The organism is Streptomyces sp. DH12, assembly GCF_020873895.1.
Lineage (GTDB): Bacteria > Actinomycetota > Actinomycetes > Streptomycetales > Streptomycetaceae > Streptomyces.
Genome location: NZ_JAHWGT010000730.1, coordinates 1 through 505, shown reverse-complemented (window position 1 = coordinate 505; position 505 = coordinate 1). Strand labels below are relative to the sequence as shown.

1 pseudogene is annotated in these 505 nt (G+C 77.0%); it reads right to left on the bottom strand.

The window, feature by feature from the left end:
* Positions 1–505, bottom strand: a pseudogene (locus LPA54_RS36760) (hypothetical protein); the annotation flags it as partial.

The following is a 505-nucleotide window of genomic DNA, read 5'->3' as shown; positions in this document are numbered from 1 at the left end:
CACGTACAGCGCGCCGCCCTCGCCCCGGCCCGCGGTGACGAGCAGCTTGTCCTGGTACCAGACCATGCCCGACACGTCGGAGCCCAGCCCGCGGAAGTCCCGCCCGCCGTCCTCCGGCACGGCGAGCAGCGCCCAGGTGTAGCGCGGCGCCCGGTCGTCGTCGGCGGCCACGAAGGCGATCCGCGCGAGCCCCTGCTCGGCGGGCGTGCCGGAGTTGCGGGTCCACCCGGAGAGGATCACCCGGTGCGGGCCCCAGCGGCCGTCCTCGTCGGCGTCCCCCGAGGTGGTGACCGCGCCGGCCCGCCAGCCGTCGGTGTCCCGCTCGGGCCAGCAGTACGCCGTGGTCACGGCCGGCTCGACGGGCAGCGCCCGCCGGTCGTCGTCCGTGCAGTCGTCGGCGTCCTTCAGCGCCCCGTCCGGGTCGGCGAGCACGGCGCCCACGCCCACGGCGGGACCCATCGACGCGGTGAGACGGTTCAGTTCGGCGCCGGGGACGGCGTGTTCG